This is a genomic window from Paenibacillus sp. TAF43_2, assembly GCF_052113545.1.
Taxonomy (GTDB): Bacteria; Bacillota; Bacilli; order Paenibacillales; family Paenibacillaceae; genus Pristimantibacillus.
In genome coordinates, this window is sequence record NZ_JBFRDK010000045.1 from 18,726 (window position 1) to 39,467 (window position 20,742).

The 20,742-nt window shown below is 44.7% G+C and carries 14 protein-coding genes; 13 read left to right on the plus strand and 1 reads right to left on the minus strand.

The window, feature by feature from the left end; genetic code table 11:
- Nucleotides 1–73: 73 nt before the first annotated feature.
- The 9 genes from AB4Z17_RS12675 to AB4Z17_RS12715 all read left to right on the plus strand — a co-directional run bounded on the left by AB4Z17_RS12675 (nt 74) and on the right by AB4Z17_RS12715 (nt 15,408).
- Nucleotides 74–1,849, plus strand: coding sequence for a vWA domain-containing protein (locus tag AB4Z17_RS12675; RefSeq protein ID WP_441960056.1), 1,776 nt, complete (start codon nt 74–76; stop codon nt 1,847–1,849).
- A 24-nt stretch (nt 1,850–1,873) separates the two neighbouring features.
- Nucleotides 1,874–5,263: a tubulin-like doman-containing protein gene (locus AB4Z17_RS12680; protein WP_441911538.1), complete on the plus strand. Its 3,390-nt coding sequence runs from the start codon at nt 1,874–1,876 to the stop codon at nt 5,261–5,263.
- A 2-nt stretch (nt 5,264–5,265) separates the two neighbouring features.
- Nucleotides 5,266–7,689: a transcription initiation factor TFIID gene (locus tag AB4Z17_RS12685; RefSeq protein WP_441960057.1), complete on the plus strand. Its 2,424-nt coding sequence runs from the start codon at nt 5,266–5,268 to the stop codon at nt 7,687–7,689.
- A 57-nt stretch (nt 7,690–7,746) separates the two neighbouring features.
- A complete protein-coding gene (locus AB4Z17_RS12690; RefSeq protein ID WP_339208231.1) occupies nt 7,747–9,033 on the plus strand; it encodes a VWA domain-containing protein in 1,287 nt (428 codons plus the stop codon).
- 23 nt (nt 9,034–9,056) lie between these two features.
- A complete protein-coding gene (locus tag AB4Z17_RS12695; RefSeq protein ID WP_076269552.1) occupies nt 9,057–9,692 on the plus strand; it encodes a beta-mannanase in 636 nt (211 codons plus the stop codon).
- Nucleotides 9,693–9,706: 14 nt separating this feature from the next.
- Nucleotides 9,707–10,966, plus strand: a complete 1,260-nt coding sequence (locus AB4Z17_RS12700) for a TRAFAC clade GTPase domain-containing protein (protein WP_441960059.1) — start codon at nt 9,707–9,709, stop codon at nt 10,964–10,966.
- Nucleotides 10,966–13,905: a GAP1-N2 domain-containing protein gene (locus tag AB4Z17_RS12705; RefSeq protein WP_441960061.1), complete on the plus strand. Its 2,940-nt coding sequence runs from the start codon at nt 10,966–10,968 to the stop codon at nt 13,903–13,905. Before AB4Z17_RS12700 ends, AB4Z17_RS12705 begins: the two co-directional genes overlap by 1 nt.
- Before the next feature lie 221 nt (nt 13,906–14,126).
- Complete coding sequence (locus AB4Z17_RS12710; RefSeq protein ID WP_441960063.1) at nt 14,127–15,017, plus strand: glycoside hydrolase family 43 protein; 891 nt, start codon at nt 14,127–14,129, stop codon at nt 15,015–15,017.
- Between the two features lie 112 nt (nt 15,018–15,129).
- Nucleotides 15,130–15,408 (plus strand): DUF2277 domain-containing protein, encoded by a 279-nt coding sequence (locus AB4Z17_RS12715; protein ID WP_441911532.1) that lies wholly within the window; start codon nt 15,130–15,132, stop codon nt 15,406–15,408.
- Between the two features lie 101 nt (nt 15,409–15,509).
- Here the strand turns inward: AB4Z17_RS12715 and AB4Z17_RS12720 are convergent, their stop codons facing one another.
- The gene (locus tag AB4Z17_RS12720) at nt 15,510–16,385 is read right to left on the minus strand and encodes an arylamine N-acetyltransferase family protein (protein WP_441960065.1); all 876 of its coding nucleotides are present in this window, start codon (nt 16,383–16,385) and stop codon (nt 15,510–15,512) included.
- 205 nt (nt 16,386–16,590) lie between these two features.
- Between AB4Z17_RS12720 and AB4Z17_RS12725 the strand changes: the two genes are divergently transcribed.
- From AB4Z17_RS12725 to AB4Z17_RS12740, 4 genes are all read left to right on the plus strand, one after another.
- Nucleotides 16,591–16,815 (plus strand): spore coat associated protein CotJA, encoded by a 225-nt coding sequence (locus AB4Z17_RS12725; RefSeq protein WP_441960066.1) that lies wholly within the window; start codon nt 16,591–16,593, stop codon nt 16,813–16,815.
- Between the two features lie 2 nt (nt 16,816–16,817).
- Nucleotides 16,818–17,081, plus strand: a complete 264-nt coding sequence (locus tag AB4Z17_RS12730; protein ID WP_144376813.1) for a spore coat protein CotJB — start codon at nt 16,818–16,820, stop codon at nt 17,079–17,081.
- Between the two features lie 43 nt (nt 17,082–17,124).
- Nucleotides 17,125–17,694 (plus strand): manganese catalase family protein, encoded by a 570-nt coding sequence (locus AB4Z17_RS12735; RefSeq protein ID WP_441960068.1) that lies wholly within the window; start codon nt 17,125–17,127, stop codon nt 17,692–17,694.
- A 311-nt stretch (nt 17,695–18,005) separates the two neighbouring features.
- The gene (locus AB4Z17_RS12740) at nt 18,006–20,306 is read left to right on the plus strand and encodes an RCC1 domain-containing protein (RefSeq protein WP_441960070.1); all 2,301 of its coding nucleotides are present in this window, start codon (nt 18,006–18,008) and stop codon (nt 20,304–20,306) included.
- The last annotated feature ends 436 nt before the right edge of the window (nt 20,307–20,742 follow it).

The following is a 20,742-nucleotide window of genomic DNA, read 5'->3' on the forward strand; positions in this document are numbered from 1 at the left end:
TAGCAGTGACTAACAGTGACTATTGGACTAGCGAAGAAGAACCGTTTGTCCCATTACAAAGGAGTACAGCAAAATGAATAGATTAAAACGTTTATCATGTCAGCTAATTATGGTTTCTGCTATTTTGCTGCTGCCGTTCAGCAGCTTACAAACCGCGCATGCAGCGCAAGGCGACTCGCAAATTGATGCAGTACTTGTGCTGGATGTCAGCAATTCAATGAGCACAAGCGATCCAGGGGAAATTGGAAATGAAGCCATGAAGATGTTCATTGATATGCTGCCGACACAAGGCGACCGCGTTGGCATTGTGGCTTATACCGATGAAATTCAACGCGAGAAGGCACTGCTGGAAATCCAGTCTGCTTCGGATAAAGAGAAGCTGAAGAGCTTCATCGACCAGTTAAATCGCGGGGCTTATACCGATGTTTCTGTCGGAGTAAAGGAAGCGGTGCAGATTTTGGACGATGGTGCCGACCAAGATCACGAGCCGATGATTATTTTGCTAGCTGACGGCAATAACGATTTTAATAAGGCATCCGGCAGAACGCAGGCGCAGTCCGACGCGGACATGGACAAGGCGCTTAAAGAAGCGAATGATAAAGGCGTTCCGATTTATACGATTGGCCTAAATGCAAATGGGAAACTCAATGAATCTGCGCTTGCTAAGCTATCGGAAGTGACCGGCGGGAAATCATTCGCGACCGATTCGGCTGACGATTTGCCGCGAATTTTGAGTGAAATTTTTGCCAGCCATCTGGAGCTGAACGTCGTACCGGTTGATTCTTTGACGGCAAACGGCAGCTATCAGGATGTGAAAATTTCAGTTCCCAACTCGAATGTACTAGAAGCAAATATTTCGATTATGTCGAGCAAGCCGGTTGAGGCGAAGCTCGTAGATCCATCTGGCAACGCTATTCCTATTCCTTCGGATGGCGTCTTGCTATCGAGCTCGAAGAGCTATTCCTTGCTGAAGCTGTTAAAGCCGTCGGAAGGCGATTGGACACTTCAAATCAAAGGCGTGAATCGCGAGAAAATCGACATTAATCTTATTTTCAACTATGACTTAAGTCTTGCTATGGATCCACTAGCCTCTACGACCTATTCCAAGGGCGACAAGGTGACGATCAATTCTTATCTCGTAAGCGGCGGAAAAAAACTGGAAGACACCTCCCAGTACAGCAACATGAGCGCGGTTTTACTCGTTAAAGACTTAGACACGGGCAAAACCGAGGAAATACCGATGGAGAATGCTGGCGACCATTTTGCAGGCTCCTACAAAATACCTGATAAGCATGACTATGAGATTATAGTGAAGGCCAAAGAGAAAAGCTTTTTCCGAGAGACCGATGCGGTTAAAATTTCGGCAAAGGCGGGGACAACGGGGCAGACGCCAAAGCCTGAGCCAGATAAAGAAGAGAAGCCGTTCCCGGTTGTACCTGTTGTAATTGGCGTTATAGGTCTAGCGGCATTGCTCGCAGCAGCTTACTTTATATTAAGAGTGCTGAAACAAGCGAACCGTGGGTTTGTTGGCCAACTCGTCATTGAAATTCGAGATGAGAATACAGGTGACAAAACGTCGCCGCAGTACAAGAAGCTGACAGCCTTCAAAGGCAAATTGCAGCTTCACCAGCTGTTGCAGCTAGCGCCTGAGCTGAAGGAAACCGACAAGGTCATTTTCAAGCCGGGAAGCAATGATCGTATCGTTCTGCAAAATGGTTCCTCCTGCACGATTGAGAAATCCGGACGAGCAGTGGATGCGACGCGTGCACTCGAAATGAAAAGCGGAGACCGCATTACGGTTTCATTGAAACAAATAGACAAAACGATATTCATTGAATATCTCGTATAAATAGAGCCCTGGAGGTAATGAAAAATGAAACCGATCGTAAGAGAACACATACAGCAGCTTGACGTTTCGCTTGGCGGAGGTATTGTCAGCGAGAAAATTCGGGTAGACACCATCGATAATCCCATTCTGATCATTGGACTTGGCGGTACCGGTATTGATGCGCTTCTGCGCCTAAAATACCAGATCAATCGCCGCTTTAAGCTTCCTGAGGACCCCGTTTCCAAAAGAAAACGCGAGAAGCCTGATAATGTTGAATTTCTTGCTTTTGAAACGAATGAACAGGATCGCAATAAAAAGTATAAAGGGATCGGTCTTGATCCTATTAATGAATTTGTGCTGCTATCTAATGCCGAGGTTGGAGGACTACTGCAAAATCGCAGCATTTTGGAGCCGTACATCACGGACTGGCTGTCGCCAGAGCTGAGCATAACTGATGGCATGAATGGTGCAGCTGGCGTTCGTCAAGCAGGTCGGCTTCTGCTGTTTACGAAGATCAATCAAGTGGTGCAAAGCATCGACAAAAAAATTAAGACGTTATCCGTCGGGACGAACAAAAAGCTGATGGTGTTTCTGCTAACCGGCTTGTCTGGCGGAACAGGAAGCGGCTGCTTCCTCGATATCTCATATATCGTTCGAGGAATTATAGAGCGTGATCATGGATCAGCCGGCATTGACCGCGTTAATACGCTTGGTTATTTGTTTACGCCAGATATTAACCTTGCAAGCAAAAGCTTGAGCGACCATACGCGTGAGTACATTAAGAAAAATGGCTATGCTGCACTGAAGGAACTGGACTATTGGATGAATGTGGATAGCCGTGGTGAACGGTTTACGCAGCAATATGGCAATATACTAAACGTTAATTCGCCGCTCCCACCGTTTAATTTATGCCATCTCATCTCGGCTACAAACGCTGAGGGCAAGCTGCTTGAAAATGCTTATGATTATTGCATGAATGTAACGGCCGAGAATATTACGAACTTTATTTCCAGCGAGGAAAAACAATCCGGCGAGGAATTCGCTATTCACGATTATATTAGCAACATTCGGACCAATATTGCTCAAATGAACAAAATGTACCCGGCTAACTACGATTACAACATTATCGGAGCTTCTTCGGCGGTACTGCCAATCGAGGAAATGACGACTTATTTGGCTTACCGGCTTTTCAACAAAATGGACAAGATGTTTGAAAAGGCGCCAAGTCAGGACGATGTAGAGAAATTTGCCCGCAAGCTTGGCATTGATCTCGAAACGATGATGAAAACCTTTGACTCACGAGTTCCTGAGCCGCTGCCAGGCTTCGAGAACAGCGAGCGCCTCAGCTACAATAACGTGGTGAAAATGCAAGCCGTGAACATGGATACGGAGCTGGAGCAAAACTTTTTGGCTCGTGCGCGCGAGGAATATATTAAGGCCAAAAAACAGCTGCCAGGCGAAATTGTTGGACAATTTACCGATCAAATTCGTCGTACATTTCTCCATCCAGAGCAAGGGCCATTTTATGTATCCCGTCTCCTGCATACCGAGAAAGGCTTCTGCTTGCTGAAGATGCTRCTCTCTTATATTGAGACGCTTCGTGAGGGGCTGTCACGTCTTCCTAAAGAGATCGAAGCAGCTAGAGAGCAAGCCAATGAGCGTATGGGCGATGCGAAGAGCGCGTTCGTATCCAAGGATAAGAAGAAAAACAACTATATCGAAGCAAAAATAAATGAGTACTGGCTGCTTGCTGACGTTGAGCGAATGGAGCAACTGATTGAATTTTATGAGGATCTCCACCAGCTGCTGAACAACGAGAATAACCGCATTTATAACGTATTTACTGAAATTTTGAATGTGCTTAACTCGATCTTTGCCAAAAATGGTGAAATCCTGACAAGCGGTGAGGAACAAGCGGATCATAAAGGAAACAAAACTTATTATTGGAATATCGTAGGCGTTCCAGACATCTCCGACGTTATCAGCCGTTTAATGGATAAGAAGGACGGCGATGATCTGATCCGCGACTTTACGCAGGAGCTTCTAGACCATTCGAATCTTTGGGTAAAAGAGCAGGAAATAGATATCGTCAGCTCGATTTCAGAGTTTTTGACGAATAAATTCGGCGATTTAATTACGAAATCAATGGAAGAATTCCTAGTTATGAAATACGGGAACGATGAATCGATTGAGAAGTTTGTTGAGCGTCATATCGCTAGCAAGCTTGATGAGGAAGCTGTGCCCGTATTCCATCTCAGCAACAGCTCAGGCAATTTGCATGTCCCTTCATGGGGGTTTGTGTCCGTGCCTGTGCAGGCGCCGAGCATTTTGAGAGGGATTAGGAACTATCAAAATAACTCGATAGGCAAATCCCACTTTACGATAAAGGAAAGTGAAGTGAAAAACCGGATTTTTTGGCTGAATACGAGAAATGGTGTGCCTTTGTTTGTTTATACGCCGCTGAAGGTTTATGAAGAAAGCTATGAACGGACGATTCTCGATAAGGAAGGCATCGGCCGTCATTTGGTGCAGACTGATCGTGTCAACTGGACCTATTTGCCTTCGCCGATTCCAGAGAAATCATGGGGCGACACATACGTCAACCCACGTGTGAGAAGCTATAATGCGAGGGTTCGTGCTGAGTTTGTCAAAGCCGAGAGCTTCCGTATTATTGAAGAGAAGGGCATAGACAATAACACGAGCAGCCGTTACTCCGTTCGCTTCACGAAGCCATTCCAGTTGTCGGATGCGTTAAAACCGTTCAATATGCAGCTTGATAGCGCGAAGCCGAATTTAGGTGAAGTTAAGCGAGCAGTAAATGAGCTGAAGCGCCTTTTATCCGAGGGGCTGGAGCTTGAATCGACAAAGGATATTTTCGGCAGCTTTACAGAGGAGCTTGCACAAGAAAATCTCATTCGTTCGCCGGAGCAGCTAAGACGGGTTCGTGAGGAATTGGCGAAGTATGAATCCATCTCTGTAAAATTAGTCGAGCTTGAGCAGCTGCTTATGCAGCACCAAGATGATGAGAAATTGCTGGATCAGTTTATCGAGGCGCTATACACAGAGACCATTTGCAAGAAAGGTGCCCTGTATGTTTATGATCGCGAGCCAGAGGAAGAAGCATGGCCGCCTTTCGCCAATTTAATGAAAAGCAGCAGCTATGTCGAGTTTGAGGTGTTTGAGAGCTTCCGTCAGCTGGATGAGAAAAACCGCAGCGTTCTTAGACGCAAAGCGGAGCGCAGAGTCACGGAGCTGACTGCAACGGAGGATACTTCAAAGCTGTTAGCCAAGCTGGAGGAGCTGTTCGGCACATTCCTTGATGCACGCGAGCGTCTCGAATACGAGAAGGTTGAGCTGGCAAATGGAGAGGAAATGCACCGGTTCTACCGGGAAATGTCTACTAAACTTAACGATATTCGTAGAAAGTTGAAATAACGATGAGAGAATTGTTGGATTTATATGCAAGCGACTATTCGGCTGCTGAGCAGAAGCTTAGCGGCCTTGAGGATGATCAAAGCAGCATTCACTATCCAACCGTATTTCTATATATCGGAGATGAGGCAGGACATGCGATTGAACCTATGATTCAATCCAATGAACTGAAATGGGACAACAATGCCGGCGTTATTTATTTCCATGTCTCGTCGAGTGAAGCAAATGCTGCCTCTGGAAGTGCAGGTTATAAAGCATCGTCTTACCATGGGGCAAATCGTAATCGATCTGTCCCGAAGGTGACGAGGGTAGCGCTTACGGATGTTGTAGATGGCAAAACGGATAATCGCACTAAACGCAAAGATATAGGCACCGCATTTCATAAGGAAGGGCGCCATCTAGCGGATCTCAACCGGGCGCTGCGTCAGGTTAGCGATACAATTGCTGATTACGGCCGATTGTACGCATCTTTCGATCGCCTTCATCTTGCTGTCATTACAAGGGTTGATGATCCCTTAAACGTGCTTGTTCCAGAAATATCGCTGCTTGCTCAATCGATTTTTTTGCAGCTGTTTAAATCCGTTCAAATGGATTTATACGCTTTAATTAATGAACGTGAGCAATCAGAGACGTTTGGTTTGGCAAGCGCAGCGGGAATCAGCTTCCTGCGCGAGCTGGATGGAATGCAGCGGCCGGATTATTCTTTTTCGGCGAGGCTTCAGGTGACGGGTGATGGATTATCTATTCCGGTCACACACAAGGCATCGCCATTATTTGATCTTGTTTATGTATTATCTGATCGCAATGAGCGGGGAATTACAACGCTTAACGGGATGCAGGATAACTATGAAATCATTTGCAATATTTTGCTGTTGAAAAACAGGAGGAGAAAGGAAACACAGGTACAATCGAGTGACGTAAGCTACAACAACTCTTCTTTCAAAAACAGTCTCATGACGGAATCCGGAAGACAGGGGTTCGTGTCAGCGGGCTTGTCCAAGGTGAAACGACCGAATCATTCGATTGCGTTAACCGTCCTCTATCATTTCTTTAAACAAATAAAAGAGCGGCTGGAAATTGCTGACCTGCAGAGCAGCAAGGAAAAGCTGTCCTTCTTCGGGCTGGATGCAGCTGCGATGGACACTAGAATGCTCGATCTGATGCCAAGCGAGGACAGTCTCATCGATATGTCGGGTCTTCTGACGAACAACATTCGTTATGATCAACTGCGGCGCATGTCGCTGCGCGAGGCAGAGGAAGCCTTGTTCGGAGATGGCTGCACCACCTTCTTCCGTAAGCATTTCACTAGTTCAGCTGAGGTGAACTTAGATTATGTGAAGGCTTCAGATGAGCTGCGAGCCATTGTAAACCGTAATATGAAAGATCAGCCATTGTTTAGCTTCTTCCAGGTTGCCAAATGGACAGACGAGAAAAATGAGGCTGACAGCGTCATGACAGCTGTTCGCGCTCGAATGCGCGATTTGGTCAGAGAGATTGATATTGCTCAGGATGAGCTGGGTCGAATCCGCGAACAACGTGTGGATGATTTGAAATTTCAGCGTCTTCCATTTATGGACAAGCAAAATGTTCGATCCTTTATACGCGCTTTTTTTGATGCGGTGTACCGGCTGGAATGGCAGCTTTTACGACTTGAGACTGAGCTTGCTTTGTACCGCAAATTTGCTGCTGACTTGGAGCGTCTTCATGAGAAATACCGTATTCGCGTAGAACAGATGGCGCTGCTAGAGGAAACGCTGAATGCGGCGGCTCAGCACAGTATCCGTTCAGCGGATGATTATATCGGACAGAACATCTTCGAGTATTATGAGCGAGTGACTGCGGCTGTCATGAAGGATATTGAAGAGAAACGCGGCGCATTCATATTTTTTGAGGAACGGTTTCTCGGCAATATGACGGAGCTCCTGCAGCAGGGAGATTCCGCGTTTCTGGAGCGATTAATGGAGATTTGCCGAAAGTACATTTTGACAGCAGAGCCTTTTGCACAGACCTTCGAGGAGGAGCTGCTGCTGCGTGCAAATGTATCCGTTGCATACAGCAATCGTAAAGCTTTATCAAGGGACGAGCTATTCAACCGATTATACCGGACTCTGGAAGAGCATGCAGTCGTTCATATTCGTCTTCTCGACTATACACATGAGCATCGTTATGAGGAAAAGTATTTGTTCGGAGATCGCGAGAGTGAGTTTATCCGATATGCACTTGGCGTTGACGAATCTTCACGCATTTACAAGCTGGGGTGTGTACATGAGAAGCGCAGCAGCGGTGTAGAAAAGTTGAATATTATGGGCGGCTTTCATTTAGAAGATTTGATGTATTATCGAAACGGCAAAGTGTATTATGAGACCTATTTGCAAAATGGGTACGAATTTCACACGCTTGATCCTGCTCTGCTGCCTGATCTTCGCTGACCGATATACATCAACAATTGCTGCGGTCCACTAGCAAGTAGAAAGGGTGCTGTTATTATGCAACGAAAAATAAATGGGCTTCTCTTACTGTTCAGCTTGATAGGAGGTGCAGTAGGATTCGTCATCGGGGAAATCATACTGGGGGCGCTGTCGGAAATCTGGCCGCGCTTTGCCGTCGTTGGGCTATACTTTGGCGTTCTTGCTTTATGCATTGGACTGGCCTGCCTGATTGCTGAAATGATATCGCCTCGTTTGAACGGAACTTCGTGGCGTCAGCGTTATACCGGATTATCGTGGCAGCTGCTCGTACCGGCGACGCTAGTTCTGCTGTTTGCAGTCGGCGGATTGCTGCAATTTATTTACGGCGCACATTTTGGCGGTGCGAAGCAGGTAAAGGATATTGTGCTAGTCATCGATAATTCAGGAAGCATGCTGGAGACCGATCCTGATAACGAGCGTTATTCGGCTGCGAAGCAATTGATTCAAAACATGGAAAGCGATAAGCGTGTGGCGGTGGTTGCATTTCACAATACAGCACAATTGATTCAGCCCTTTGTTAAAGTAAGCACACAGGAAGAGAAAGATAAAGTAAATGCCGCAATCGACTCACTTGAGCCGACGGACGGCGGTACAAATTTTAGTCTAGCGCTTGGCGAAGCAATGAAGACGATTAAGGATAAGGAAAAGGCTGGGCGCGGGACAATGGTTATTCTGTTGTCAGACGGTTTCAGCGAATCCGATATCAATAAGCAAATTGCACAATTCCAAGAGCAGCAAATTGTTATTAATACGGTAGGCCTTAGCGTTGCAGATTCCAAAGGCTCTGCCTTGCTGCAGCAAATAGCCGATTCCACCAATGGTAGCTATTATGATGTGTCGGAAGCGAACGGACTGGCGCTCGTATTCCAAAATATTTACAATACAATCGATAATCGGACGCTCTTAACCGAAAGAACGGGATCGCTTGCGGACAGTACGCTGTATACACTGCTTCGTATTTTATCATTAGCCATTATCGGTGCAGCTTTAGGGATGTCGCTTGGATTGTTTTTCGACAACCGGTTTTTGGCATTAAGCTTTGGGGCGGGCGGTATTGTAGGCGGTTTGCTGGCTGGCTTCATTTTGGACTCCGGCTTGTCCGGGGATATGCTCTCTGACGGTTTATCACGTCTATTCGCTGTTCTTGTCCTGGCAGCCATTATTAGCATTTTCACACTTGTTGTTCCGATAAGGGATAATAACAGTACAAACCGTTATGATGGCGGCAGAAAAAACAGCAATAGAGATCAGTCCACTAAGGCGTTAGGCGAACGGACGAAGGACAGCCGCAGTCATGGATTTTAAACGATGCGGGAGGCGGATATAAAATGCGGTTTATCGATGCAGAGGATGGTTCTCCGATCATCAGCGGTTTAACTCGCGTGCTCGAGGAGGACCGCTGCACGCTGCGCTGGATTTGGCCGGGCGGTATAGAAGCGGTCTACATTGGGAAAACGCCGGCTGAGCAGGCGGCGGAAAGCCCCGTGGATATAGGAACTGTCAAGTTGTACACGAAGGCAGAATACAAAGCGAATAATGGCTATCATAGCCGATTAGAGGGCATCGGACGTTTTGTCTTTACGGTATATGCCGCACTGGAAGGGAGCGGCGGTCCTCAGCTCATCCTTCAGCCTAATCACGAGAACAGCATTGAAATAAGTGCTGGCCGAGCTAAAATTCATTATTCGATTACAAATAAGAGCGGTTTGTTCAGAAAGTTCAAAACGATTCAAATTCAAGTTTCAACAGAGGTACCGATTGGGAAAGACGTACTTTGTTATGTGAAAAAGCAGGGCAGCTACCCTGCGAATAAAGAAGACGGCATGCTGTATCCGTTCGTTGCGCCTTTCGCAGCTGGAAAAACCGTTTTGCCTGCCATTGAGGTTGGCAAACAGGATTTTATACGATTGTTTTTCACGGATGGCCGAACGTCTGGACAGATGTACGAATTGATTTCAGTATAAAGGAGGAAGATCGCATGGGTATTTTCGATCTTTTCAAGAAAAAGCCGGAAGCAAAGCAAAGGCCTTTGTTTTATGATATTGTTTGCCCTTATTGTTTTAGTAAATTTACACCGGATGAGGTTGTGTTCCGCGCTTCGCATTCCCGTGAGGATGATGAGGATTATGCGCTTGGAGAAGATGATGAGCTGAATAAGTATCGTGAGCGTTTTGGCCTTGATTCTGTACACGATATGGAAGCGGYGCTCTATCCAAACGACGTGCCTGAAGAGCATCGGATTTACTCAGACCATGTATTGATTGGAATTAATGACCGCTATGGCGAGCTGACACGCAGAAGACTTTGTCCAAAATGCCACAACGAAATTCCAGTAACGGCAGGCAAGGTGCCGAGCAATATTATTTCAATCATTGGCGCTTCACAAGTAGGCAAGTCGGTGTATATGACCGCGTTGATACATACGCTGCAGAACACGACAGCGGACCATTTTAATGCAGCCTGCATGCCGCTTAACGCTGAAATTAGCCGGAAATTCCGAACCTATTACGAGGAGCCGCTGTTTGAGCGCGGCGATCTGCTTGCGTCTACCCAAAAGGAAAAGATGCAGGAGCCTTTTATTTTTCAATTTGTTTTTAAAGATGAATCGAAGCCACCGCTCACACTCGTATTTTTTGATGTCGCTGGCGAGGGTATGGTAGAGCAGGATTATCTTGGTTTGCATGGTCAGCATATCAAAAATTCAGCAGGCATTTTGCTGATGGTAGATCCGCTGCAAATTCGCTCCATTCGCGAGAAAATTAGAATGAATCTGGGCGATAAGCCAGGTGTTTGGGTTTCCCAATACGACGAGCCGCGCGACGTTGTTCTGACGATGTTTGGCGACTTTATTGCTTATCAGGAAAACAACAAAACGGATATTCCGACTGCCGTCGTTTTAACGAAGAGCGATATGCTTCATTCGCTAAAGGATGAAGATGGTGAATATATTAAATCGAACAGCAATATTTTCAACAACATGGTGCATCGCAATTATTTTAACCTGACCGAGTTTGAAAATATTGATGGTGAAATCCGCCGTTTCATCGAGAAGGTTGATCGTCCCTTTAAAGGTACGATGGATGTTTATTTTAAGGATACGGCTTATTATGCGGTTTCCGCACTCGGCAGCAATCCCGTCGATCAGAAGCTGCAAACCGTCGTCAGTCCCATTCGGGTAGACGAGCCCTTCATTTGGCTGCTTTATAAGCTGAACTTCATTGAGGGGAGAAGAGAATAGTGCGCGATTCTACGCCCAGCAGGATGATTCAGCAGCAGATGTATGCACGGGAAAGACGCGGCATTTTCAGATCCACGGAAGGTTATGACACGATCGCCAAATCAAGCGGTTTGGAAGCATCATTTGTCAAAAAAGTGCTTCATCCGTTTTGTGTTTATGATGCCCCGACTGAGCTGGCTACCCGCGGTGAGAAGGACGGTTCCGCGTATCCAGAGACGATGCACTTGCTTCATTTGGATAATGGCGATGTGCTGCTTGGCAGAAGCGTTTATCAGGCAGCCGACTTCACGGGTCTGCGCAGCGCGTTTTTTACGCATAACTTTATTATTCCAAGCGGTCATAGCAGCAAGCCTGCAAGTGATTATATGAACTGGCTGCAAGCCGCTTTCGCAGATCAATATAATATTGACAGCGGTACGGAAATAGCAGAGCTGCTAGAGCTTCCGATTCAAAGTGTTGCAGCGATTAAGCCGTCTGCACGTTCCATCCTTTCTTTGCTGAACATTTCAGAAAAATCGTTTAAACAGCTGCTCTATGCGGTAATGGCAGCAGTCGGGGGTAAGAAAAAGATCTATGTTTCACTTGATGTACCAATCAAACAGCTGCCGGACAAGGCAAAACAGCTGCTTGGTGTGCTATATGCGAGTTTACCCTACGCCTTCCGCAAACAGCTTGGTTTCATCACCTATGCGAAAGAGCCGGTAAGCCGCAAATCGGTTCATCTTACGTTCGTAGAGCAAGGAAGCCTCCGCCATGGGGATCGCAGCATCGAGAAGGATTTTACGTTTGATTTCGGCAACGACCGAATGATGAATGTTGATCTGGACGGTATAGATCAGCCTTTTTTGGATTTTGCATGGGATAACTTGGATCGTCCTGACCGTACGGATAGCTTCTTTCAATTCGCTGAGCTGATGCTGGCAGATATGGGGGAGGAGCGCGAACTCGCAGCAGCCAGTTATCATGAGCTATGCGTCGTTTACCAAATCGAGGAAGGCAACGAAAAGTTATATGAATCGCATAAAAGCGCGGTAATGCGGAGCTTGATGGATTATTTGCAGCCATCCGGCGCATTGGATGCCAAGGTGCGCTTGAATGATTTATTTCTGTCTCGATTTGATTTTGAGTTTGACCGTGCTAGGCAAGGAGTAGTGCCGGAAACCTTCATTGTAGATGTGTTTACACAATACTATCAAATTGAAGGCAAACATATCGAAAATAAGCTGGTTTCCTTTTTCATTTTAGCATTGCTAAATGCAAGAAAGCAGAGTGAGCAAGACGCAGCGGCTTCCTTCTATGCGGCAGTTGAAAGCAACCCTGCCTTTAGCATAGCTTTTTTCACAAGAGTCTTAGTAGATGCGAAGCTAAGTGCAAACTTATTTATTCCATTCCTCGGGCAAAAGCTTAAAGCAGCTGCTGGAGCCAAAAGTGTTCTGCAGCTCATTGAGCAGTGGGGCAATGCTCATCCTAAGCTGTACGGTGATGAAGACTTTTTTGTGCTGGTCCGCCAGCAGCTCATCGAGAAGCTGAAACGGGAGCGCCACTCGCTGCCAGCGACGAGCAAAGCGCTTGAGCAATTGCGCAGCTTAGCAAGTGAAGGCAAGTTTGGCGTGCGAAAACAGCTGCCATCTCATGATGCGGTAGAGTTTTGTACGGAGCTCGAGCTTGCGGCTTATCGAGCAATGTTAATTGAACTTGATATGGAAAGATTGACGAAGGATCAGCTCATGCTGGGTGAGTTTCTCAAATCAAAGGAGCAGCTGAAAAAATGGAATGGACAGCTGAACGATCCGAGGCAGAAATCAGCAGCGCTTGAGCTGCAGGCGCTTTACGAATGCTTCGCATTCCCGGAGCCAACGGTAGATTTATTCGAAAATCTATCCCCAGCAGAGATTGACCGGGTGCAGCTCGTTGGTCGCCGATTGCTTGCCAATCAGCTGGAGTTAGCTGAGTTTCCGCGTCTCGTGCTATTGTTTCTTCGCAGCTCGGATATGGAATCAGTGGATTATGCCGCGCTCCTTAACTATTTGCAGCAAAATGCGGCTCAAAAAGATACGGTATACCTGTTCTTCCGATGGGCAGAAAAACATCCTAGTTTCATGCGCTCGAGAGGTTTTGTCCCTGCCTATGTAACTGCAGTAGTCAGCTATTTCACAAAACATGACCGGGATGCATTTAAGAAACGAGCCAATTGGAAGCAGCATTTTGACAAAGCAGGTCCTATTCTTAAAGGTGTGTATAAACAAGCGGAGCGCGAGCTATCCTCACCGCTGACTAAATTTTTTCGCAGGAATCGTAAATCGACGTTTATAACATCGTTATCGGTTATAGGTATTGTACTAATCGTAGCCGGCATCATGTTTGCCTTCGGCGGCAAGGATGATGTGAAGCCTGGTGGTGCTGTATTGCCTGAGACCACTCCTGAACCGAGCATTACCCAGCCGGATACAATCGTATACGTGGAGCAAAATGCTGCAACAGAGGGGAAGAAGGCTGCCACCACCCTCGTCTTCGCATTTAAGGAAGCAGCAGCCTGCGGACTGTTTAAGCCTAGCTCATTGACGGTAGAAACGCCGGGTGCAGAAGCGGTTGCGTACGCCACACTTGAAGTTGCATCTGATTGCAAAGCGGATACAGGGAATAGCAGCACGGAAGGGAATCAAGTTGAAAGCTCGTCACAGACGTCGGAAACAACGGATTCGATTGCCAAAGAATCCGATAAGCCAGCGCCGACGCCAACGCCGGCTGAAACTGATTCACTGCCGACAGCTACCGATTCTCAGATGGAGCAACCGAGCAATACTGCAATAAATGAAGCAGACTATACGAACCGGGTTGTAGTTAACCTCGGTAAGCAGGTTGATATACCGGAGAAAAGCATTGTCACAGTCGGTGAATCGAAGTATGAGATTTCCGTTCTGCGTGTTGTTGCGCCATAAACAAAGCAACGTTTTTATAAGAATAGGAAAGGGTTGTTCCGTTAGTAGTTTTACTACTGCTGGGACGACCCTTTTTTTCTTTTTAGCTAATCGGCTATTAAAATGATGAAAATGATTTATGTCATAAAAGTGGATAGGAAAGTTGAATTTATGATAGAGACATAGGGTCTGCAATATTTTACAATATCGGTACTACAACACGAACAAGGAGCTGTTTTTCGATGAAAGGTATTAATAATCCGATAGTCCCAGGCTGGTATGCTGATCCTGAAGCGAGAACGTATGAAGGCAAGCATTGGATTTATGCGACCAGGTCCATTACGGAATATACGAAGCAATTGAATTTGGATGCGTTCAGCTCAAGCGATCTGATCCATTGGGAGAAGCATGAGAGCATTATTGAAATGTTAGACTTTCCATGGATGTGGAGAGCGGTTTGGGCACCTACGATTATCCGGAAACGAGGAAAATATTATTTGGTTTTTGCAACAAACGATATCCAAAGCAACGATGAAATCGGCGGTTTGGAGATAGCCGTATCTGACCGTCCTGAAGGACCATTCAGAGGATATCTGGGAAAACCGCTCATTGATCGATTCATTCATTCCGCTCAGCCGATTGATGCTCATTTGTTCAAGGATGATGATGGTACGATCTATTTATATTATGGCGGCTGGCGTCATTGCAATGTAGCGAAAATGAATGATGACATGACGGGGTTCATTCCACTTGAAAATGGAGAAACCTTTCTCTCCATTACGCCTGATGGTTATGTTGAAGGACCTTGTATGATAAAGAACGATGGACTGTATTACCTCATGTGGTCGCAAGGAGACTGGGTGAACGGTTCTTATTGCGTTGCGTATGGCGTGAGTGAGAATCCTTTGGGTCCATTCGAAAATAAGGGCATCGTGCTTGAGCGACAAGAGCCAATTGCGGAAGGGCCAGGACATCATGGGTTCCTTCATTTGCCTGAGAGTGATGAATGGCTCATTGTTTATCATCGCCGTATTATTGGTGACCCTGAAGCGGGTAATCGTATGCTCTGTATAGATAAAATGATTATTGCTGACGGGGAGATAAAACCGATAGTTATGACAAATGCTTGGTAGTTGTTATCGCTTGAAAAGTTTATATAGAAGAGCTATTATCGAAGTTAAAAGGCTTGTATTTGCTTGCAACTAGAGATGTCAGGCAAAATAAAATGTTGAAAGGAAGAGCGTGATGTGCCGAAATATTAAAACGTTATTTAACTTCGATCCACCGGCAACAGAAGAGGAAGTAGCTGCCGCTTCGCTCCAGTTTGTTCGAAAGCTATCGGGATATCAGTCGCCATCGAAAGCCAATGAAGAAGCATTCAATGTTGCGATCCAAGAGGTGGCTGCGGCTGCTCAGAAATTGCTCGACACGCTAGTTACCCAAGCTGAGCCGCGTGATCGAGAGGTCGAAATCGAGCGTGCCCGCGCAAGAAATGCCAAAAGATTCAGTACGGCGGAAGCTTAGCGGTTGGAGTTCTTATACCACTTATAGTCAAATGAACCTCAGAATTCTCTGAGGTTTATTTGATTAGGACACATATAAGGAGATAGTAAAAGCCTTTTTTGTTATGATGATGAGGCTTTTGCTATTTTCCATTGTTCATGAGCAAGCTGTATTCTTTTCCATAGTTCATCCCGCTCTTGACGGCTGTAGTTGACGAGTTTTTCTTCAAAAACCTCACCCAACACCTCGAGCCACTGGGATTGACTCACTAATTCTGTCTGCCTCACACCGTCAGTTCCTCGTTCATTCCAAATGCAGCCCCTTATTTCATTGCTTCCGCCAGCATGTCTATTTCGAATTAAAAATATATTGATCCATGGAGATTCTGCGGAGCGGCTGTAATGCTCATGCTTGGGCTCAAACTCTGTCATATCCGCCAAAACGGTAGAATCATAATCCACGCCAACAAATGACGCAGATGGATCATGCTCTAAGCGCCATCCATTTGGAACAACAAGAGATTCTGTTACTTTATAAATAAAAGGGTTTTGGTTATACGTTCCAGCAAGAAGAGGCAGCGGCTCAAAAGGCATATCGCCTAATCCAACATCAATAATCCATTTCTCTTCTTCGTTGTTTTCGTTCAACAAGTGAGCGGTTAGTCCAAGGTGAAACGAGTTTATACGAGGCTCGGCACCTAGTGGCTGTACGCCAGCCCGGTGGAATGAAACCTTGTAGCCTAATGAACGCAGAAGATGGCTAAATGCGCCATTTAAATGAAAACAATATCCGCTTCTGCCATGGATAAGGAGCGGGACGGATTGTTTGATGTGAATCCCTGCGGGCTTACCTGCAAAAACATCAATGGTTTGCCAAGAAAAAACTCTTACATGGGCTCTATGAAGCTCAAATAGAAATGCCTTGGTTGGCTCCTGAATTTCTGAGATGCCAAGCCTGCTTAAATAAGCTTTTATTTCTTCTTTCGTCAACGGTTCCATAACGATTCACCTCTATGGCTCAAACATGGTTTTGAGCTTCTTTATTTAATTGCCTTTATCACATCCTAAACGAGAAAGATCTAGAGAACAATGTTGAAATGCAAAGACTGTACCGGTACAGCGTCATTCAATGAATGGTTAGTCATGATGACCAAGCCCTTATACATATACTTTTTTGAAGAGCATACCGAGAGGAGACATCTGCGTGAATAATCAGGTGCGTTATTATAAGCCGTTTATTAGCCCTTTAGATCCCTGCCCGCCTATAAAAGTAAAAAGCTTCAGCATGCCGCCTCAATTATTTATTACCTTTCAACCGCCCAATTTACCTCAGTTTTCACCTCATGAAGCATTGAGATATGGTACACTCTGGCCTATGTTGTATAGCCCATATGATCCGAAAAACGACAGACAGGAAGAAGGTGATTGACGGTGGCGATCATACTTGATGAAGAGTATTACAAGCTGCTGCATGATTTGCAGGCGGTAGATTTTGTACTCGTGGAGCTGAATTTATATTTGGATACTCATCCTACAGATTCCAATGCCATACATCAATACAATCAGTTCGCACAGCTAAGATTGCCTATTGTACAGCAGTATGAATCGAAGTACGGGCCTTTAAAGCATTTTGGCCAAAGCTTCTCCACCAACCCTTGGTCATGGAATGATACACCATGGCCGTGGCAGGTATAAATAGTGGATAGGGCTAGTAGGAAAACTAGAGGAGGCACCGTACATGTGGGTTTATGAGAAAAAACTGCAATATCCCGTTCGCGTAAATAAATGCGATCCAATGATGGCTAAGTTTCTAATGGAGCAATATGGCGGTGCTGACGGTGAGCTTGCAGCAGCGCTTCGGTATTTAAACCAGAGGTACACGATTCCGGATAAAGTCATTGGATTGCTAACAGATATAGGCACTGAGGAATTTGCACACTTGGAAATGATTGCTACAATGATATATAAATTGACAAAAGATGCAACGCCTGAGCAGTTAAAGGCTGCTGGTCTAGGTGCTCATTATGTGGCCCACGACAGTGCTTTGTTTTATGAGAACGCGGGAGGCGTACCGTTTACGGCTACCTATATTCAAGCGAAAGGCGATCCGATCGCGGATCTGTATGAGGACATAGCGGCGGAGGAGAAGGCTAGGGCGACGTATCAGTGGTTGATTGATCTAACGGATGATGTGGATCTGCAGGATAGCTTGAAGTATTTGCGGGAGCGCGAGATTATACACTCTTTGCGGTTCCGGGAAGCKGTGGAAATACTTAAGGATAAGCGGGATGAGAAGATATTTTATTAGAGGGAACCTCTCTGCAGGGTGCTGCGGAGAGGTTTTTTTAAAGTAATACAGAGATTTTATTTGAGGTAAGATAGTTTCCAATTATGACCTACACTAGCGCTGCATAAAATTCCGAAGTCATTTATGCAACGCTAGTGGGTTCGATGATTAATGTTTACTTTAAATTTAACCAAAGGTATATATTATAAATTTTCAGTTTAATCCTACAAAAATCGACAAAATATAACAAAATAACCCTCTATTTTTTTACATTATTTTAATATAACCTTATTTAGCAGAGTGATTGCTGTAAAAATATTAGGGATGGTGTCATGTTGGAAAGAAAAAGAACGAGACTAATTACCCATGTATTGATTTTAGTTGTTTTTTTGCAAGTATTTACATCAATTCAATTTACAAGACCAAGTATAGCTGCGTCATATGATTTTAGTGACATGTTAATAAGTAATGCCCTATCTTCTAGTTCATACGCATTAAAGCAAGGTAAGGTTTATGCTTGGGGAAACAATTATTACGGTCAATTAGGAAATGGAACCTTGAAGAATAATCCTACTCCCACAGCTGTACCAGGGCTTACAGATGTTAAACAGTTGGTAGCAGGCGCGAATTATGCGCTAGCCTTAATGAAAGATGGCACAATAAAAGCCTGGGGATATAATGCAAGTGGTCAATTGGGTAACGGAACAAAAACAAATCAATTGACGCCTGTTTCAGTGCGTGGTCTGCGCAACGTGAAACAAATTGTTGCAGGAAACACGCATTCTTTGGCTTTAATGGAAGATGGCACCATAAAAGCTTGGGGAGATAATTCATCTGGTCAATTGGGTGTCGGAAATAAAATAACTCTAATCACGCCTCTTTCAGTGTCTGGTCTAAGCAATGTGAAGCAGCTAGTTGCAGGAGGCGCACATACGTTGGCATTGATGGAAGATGGCACCATTAAAGCTTGGGGATTTAATACAAATGGTGAATTAGGTATTGGGACCAATACAAAACAAACGACGCCTGTTTCAGTGCTTGGTCTAAGTAATGTGAAGCAGCTAGTTGCAGGGGCTGCTCACACGCTAGTGTTAATGGAAGACGGTATTATAAAAGCTTGGGGAGATAATTCATTTGGTCAATTGGGTATCGGAAACAGAACAGGTCAATGGACACCTGTTTCAGTGCCTGGTCTGAGCAATGTGAAGCAACTAGTTGGAGGAGGATATTATACAATTGCCTTGATGAATGATGGAACGGTAAAGTCATGGGGGGAAAATGACAATGGTCAATTAGGGAATGGGACTGTGGAATACTCACAAATACCTATGACTGTACCGAGTTTGACGAACGTCAAGCAAGTTGCTGCAGGATTAAATCATACGATCGCCTTAATGAAGGATGGCTCAGTGAAGTCATGGGGGAATAATAACGCTGGGCAATTAGGAAATGGAACGATAAATATTGGGACTACTCCTGTAATGATACCTAGTCTAATCAATGTGAAGCAGATAGTTAGAGGAGGATTTCATACACTTGCATTGATGAAGGACGGTACAGTAAAGTCATGGGGTGACAATTCATATGGTCAATTAGGTAGCGGAACCCATATGAATCAGACTATACCCATGACGATATCTAATTTAACCAATGTTAAGCAAATTGCATTAGGAGCCTATCACACTTTAGCTTTAATGGCAGACGGTACGGTAAAGTCGTGGGGTATGGGTCAAACTACACCTTTGACGATAGCAGGTTTGACCAATGTCAAGCAAATTGCTGCAGGAGGCTTTCACTCGCTAGTTTTAATGGAAGATGGGACGGTAAAGTCATGGGGAAGTAACAGTAATGGTGAATTGGGTAATGGAACTTTAACAAGTCAGGATACCCCTTTACTGGTACCAGGTCTTAGTAACGTTATACAATTGGTTGCAGGAATTGCACACACGCTAGCCTTAATGGAAGATGGAACCGTGAAATCGTGGGGACTTAATTCTTTTGGTCAATTGGGCCATGGAACCACAATGAGTCAGAATAAACCTTTGTTAATAAATGGTTTGACAAATGTAAAGAGACTATCAGTAGGGTTTTCTCACTCAATGGCCATATTAGAAGATGGAACGGCAAAAGCGTGGGGAAATAATACACTTGGCCAACTGGGCACATCAGGAACGGGTACTGTACCATTGACTATATTAGGACTAAGCAATGTAAAACAACTAGAGGGGGGAGAGAACTACTCGCTGGCCTTAATGGAAGATGGCACTGTAAAATCTTGGGGATATAATGAATATGGTCAACTGGGTAACGGAACCTCAAGTCTGAAACAAACGACACCTTTGACAATTGCAGGTCTAAAAAACGTAAACCATATAGTTGCAGGATCAACATATGCGTTTGCAGTAATGGAAGATAGTACTGTAAAGGGATGGGGGAACAATCTAAAGGGTGATTTAGGGTTATATCAATTCGGTATTCCATTATTGATTAAATTTAATTTTAAATTAATAGAATATTCATATGATATTAACGGTCAATTAACTGAAATCACTCTGACTAATGGAGACATTATACAAATGCAGTATGATTCGAACGGGAATTTAATATCAAAAACTCGAATAACATCTAGTTAACGATGTGTAAGTTGATAAATAGTTGATGTTTTCCAAATACTATTTTTTGTCCTGCACCCGAGTGATAAAGTAATCTTTATGTAATCCAATTGCAACTCCGATTCTTATTTGTACCTATTCACTAGTAGTGTTTAAAATATAACGCTGATGTTGAATAATCTGTAAAAAATCATTATAAGTTTCTGGAATATTACTTTCGTATAATAATTTAATAGATTCATCACTCCTTAAATGTAAGGCACATGACAAATAGAAGATATTGTTGCGATGAGCCCTTTTGGTGGATTATGGAACAGGTATTTTTAACATATCTATTGTATAGGGTTTCTTTCGTTGGAATAAGGAAATGGCTGTACGTTTTAAAATTCCTTAATATATATGTCTAGCACTTGTTAGTTTTATAAATAATGAAATAGGGAGACACATAAGTGTACAC